The following is a 3,481-nucleotide window of genomic DNA, read 5'->3' on the forward strand; positions in this document are numbered from 1 at the left end:
GTTGCAGAGCGCGCGCGACAACCAGCTCGTCGGCTACGGCCTGGTCATCGGCCTTGCCGGCACCGGGGACAGCCTGCGCAACTCGCCCTTCACCGAGCAGTCGATCCGCGCCATGCTGGAGAATCTCGGCATCGCCACTGAAGGCGGCAGCGCGCGCGCCAAGAACGTGGCCGCCGTCATCGTCACCGCCAACATGCCGCCCTTCGTCCAGTCGGGCGCCCGCATCGACATCGACGTCTCCTCGATGGGCGACGCCTCCTCGCTCGCCGGCGGCACGCTGGTGATGACGCCGCTGAAGGCGGCCGATGGCGAGATCTATGCCGTCGGGCAAGGCTCGGTGATTGTCGGCGGCTTCACCGCCAAGGGTCAGGCCGAGGAACTCACGCAAGGCGTGCCGACCGCCGGCCGCGTGCCCAACGGCGCGATCGTCGAGCGCGCCGTTCCGGCCGAGTTCGATGACCAGGGCGTGTTGACACTGCAATTGCGCAATCCCGATTTCTCGACCGCCATCCGCATCGCCGATGCCGTCAACGACTACACCTCGCAGCGCTTCGGCATGCGGGTCGCCGCCGAGCGCGACGCCCGAACCGTGCAGATCAGGCGGCCGAAGAATGTCTCCGCCGCGCGCTTCTATGCCGAGATCGAAAACCTCGTCGTCGAGTCGGATTCCCCTGCCCGCGTCGTCATCGACGAGCGCACCGGAACCGTCGTCATCGGCAACAATGTCAGGATCTCGCGCGTGGCGATCAGCCACGGCACGCTTACCGTACGCATCACCGAAGCGCCTCGGATCGTTCAGCCTGAACCCTTCTCCAGAGGTGAGACCGCGGTGGAACCGTCCACGGCCATCGATGCGAGCCGGCCCAACGCCCGCGTCGCCGTGCTCGATGGCCCCGATCTCGAAACGCTTGTCTCCGGCCTCAATCGCCTCGGCGTGAAGCCGGACGGCATCATCGCCATCCTGCAAGGCATCAAATCTGCCGGCGCCCTGCAGGCCGACCTGGTCCTCCAATAGGCACGCCGATGATCGCGCTCCTCTCCTCGACACTGCATCGCCGCCCAAGACTTCACCCCGTGACCGGACTCCTCGCCATTAGCGCGATCGTCGCGTTGGCGGGCGGCGCGGTCCGTGCGGATGAAGTGCGCCAGGTATTGCTCGGCGGTCAGGCGCCGGCTCAGCCGGCCCAACTCACGCGCGAGACGGCATCGGCCCAGCCGGTTGGACTTGCGGTCGGGAAAGCGCCTGACGAAAGCGAGGTCCAGCGCTTCTGCTCAAACATCGCGGATGCCGCGCGCGACCGCCGCTACGCCCTGCAGGCGGAAGAGCTGAAGCAGCTGCAGGCCGGCATCGACGAGCGCATGAAAGCGCTGGAGGCGAAGAAAGCCGAATATGAAGAGTGGCTGAAGCGCCGCGAAGTGTTCCTGGCGCGCGCCGAGGACGGCGTCGTCAAGATCTATGCCGGCATGAAGCCGGACGCCGCCGCCGAGCGGCTGGCGATGGTCAATGCCGAGCTCGCGGCGGCCATCCTGATGAAGCTCGATTCGCGCAAGGCCGGCGTCATCCTGAATGAAATGGACCAGAAGGCGGCTGCGACGCTCACCGGCATCATGGCCAGCGCGGCGCGAAGGGTTGATCCGTCATGAAGTTGAAGTTCTTTGTCCTCGTCGCGGTTGCGGGGTTGTCCGGCTGCGGCACCAATTTCAAGGAGATCGGCCGGGAGCCTGCTATGTCACCCGTCGGTTCCGGCATCGGTGCCTCCGGCCCTTACACCTATCCCGAGCCGCCTGCCTCGCGGCCGAAGAAATTTTCACTGTGGGACGACCGCCAGAGCCGGCTCTTCACCGATCCGCGCGCCTTGCGCGCCGGCGACATCCTGACCGTCAACATCAAGCTCAACGACAGGGCTAATTTCAAGAACCAGAACGATCGCAGCCGCACCGCCGCGCGCAAGCTCGGCTATGACGTCACGCTCGGATGGGACGGCAAGAGCACCAGCGGCAAGGGCGACGCTGGCTTGAGCTCCAGCACGGAGACCAATGCCGACGGCGAGATCAAGCGCTCGGAAGACATCGAGCTCAACGTCGCCGCCGTCGTGACGGAGGTGCTGCCCAACGGCAATCTGATGATCAGGGGCTCACAGGAGGTCCGCGTCAACTACGAACTGCGGGTCCTCACCATCGCCGGCATGGTTCGTCCATCCGACATCGGCGCGGAGAACACCATCCCCTACGAGCGCATCGCGGAAGCGCGCATCTCCTATGGCGGCCGCGGCCGTGTAAGCGAGGTCCAGCAGCCGGCCTATGGCCAGCAGGTCCTCGACCAGGTTCTTCCTTTCTAGGGCCGGGAGAACGCTGCGATGGCCAATGTTGAGCAGGTCCAGCCCAAGAAGGGACCTTCCCTGGTGATCCAGCTCGCCATCCTGCTGGTCATGACGGGCGCGGCCATCGGCATGGGCTGGGTTTCCGGCGGCTATCTCAAGCAGGGCGAGACGCCGGCGCCAGTGCCCGCGGCGCCGGAGAATACCGGCAAGGCGGAGAAGACCGGCGAAGCCGGCAAGGCCGCTGCCGGGCCGACGCTGGCTCAGTTGGCGCCGATCACCACCAATCTCGCCTCGCCGTCGGACGTCTGGATCCGGCTGGAGGCATCGGTTCTCTATGACGCACCGCAGCCGCCGGAAGTGACCGAGCAGATCCACCAGGATCTGCTCGCCTTCGTGCGCACTATCAAGCTGCATCAGATCGAAGGCGCCAGCGGCTACCAGCATCTCAAGGCCGATCTCGATGAGCGCGCGGCGCTGCGCAGCGGCGGCCACGTCAAACAGGTTCTCGTCAGGACGATGCTGCTCGAATGAGAAAGTTCCTCATAGCCACGGCGCTCATCGTCGTCACCACCTCCGTCGCCGCGGCCCAGCAGCTCGATCTCGGCGGCATCGGCAAGGCCGACGGCACGACCGTCGGCTACCTGATCCAGATGTTCGGCCTGCTGACCGTGCTTTCGGTGGCGCCGGGCCTGCTCATCATGGTGACGAGCTTCACCCGCTTCGTCATCGCCTTCTCGATCCTGCGCGCCGGCATCGGCCTACAGTCGACGCCGGCAAACCTGATTCTGATCTCGCTGTCGCTGTTTATGACCTTCTATGTCATGGCGCCGACCTTCGACCAGGCCTGGAACACCGGCGTGAAGCCGCTGATGGACAACCAGATCACGCAAGGCGAGGCGTTCGAGAAGATTTCCGGTCCGTTCCGCGACTTCATGCTGCACAATGTGCGCGACAAGGACTTCGACCTTTTCGCCGACCTCGCCCGCGAGCGTGGCCAGACTGTCTCGCGCGAGACCGTCGATCTGCGCATCCTGGTGCCGGCCTTCATGATCTCGGAAATCCGCCGCGGCTTCGAGCTCGGCTTTCTCATTGTTCTGCCCTTCCTCGTCATCGCCCTCATCGTCGCCACCGTGACCATTGCCATGGGCATGATGGTGCTG

5 protein-coding genes are annotated in these 3,481 nt (G+C 65.4%); all 5 read left to right on the top strand.

Annotated features, from left to right (window positions below; all coding sequences use genetic code 11):
• Positions 1–1,015: flagellar basal body P-ring protein FlgI (locus tag EOA28_RS29145; RefSeq protein ID WP_148670917.1), on the top strand; the 1,015-nt coding region annotated here is incomplete at its 5' end.
• A gap of 59 nt (positions 1,016–1,074) precedes the next feature.
• On the top strand, positions 1,075–1,644 hold the full coding sequence (locus EOA28_RS29150) for a MotE family protein (RefSeq protein WP_245463360.1): 570 nt from the start codon (positions 1,075–1,077) through the stop codon (positions 1,642–1,644).
• Positions 1,641–2,339, top strand: coding sequence for a flagellar basal body L-ring protein FlgH (flgH, locus tag EOA28_RS29155; RefSeq protein WP_126059621.1), 699 nt, complete (start codon positions 1,641–1,643; stop codon positions 2,337–2,339). Before EOA28_RS29150 ends, flgH begins: the two co-directional genes overlap by 4 nt.
• Before the next feature lie 18 nt (positions 2,340–2,357).
• Positions 2,358–2,852, top strand: a complete 495-nt coding sequence (locus EOA28_RS29160) for a flagellar basal body-associated FliL family protein (protein ID WP_126081521.1) — start codon at positions 2,358–2,360, stop codon at positions 2,850–2,852.
• Positions 2,849–3,481: flagellar type III secretion system pore protein FliP (fliP, locus tag EOA28_RS29165; protein ID WP_128315542.1), on the top strand; the 633-nt coding region annotated here is incomplete at its 3' end. The genes EOA28_RS29160 and fliP, both read left to right, overlap by 4 nt.

The sequence above is a fragment of the Mesorhizobium sp. M2A.F.Ca.ET.067.02.1.1 genome (assembly GCF_004023285.1).
Taxonomy (GTDB): domain Bacteria; phylum Pseudomonadota; class Alphaproteobacteria; order Rhizobiales; family Rhizobiaceae; genus Mesorhizobium.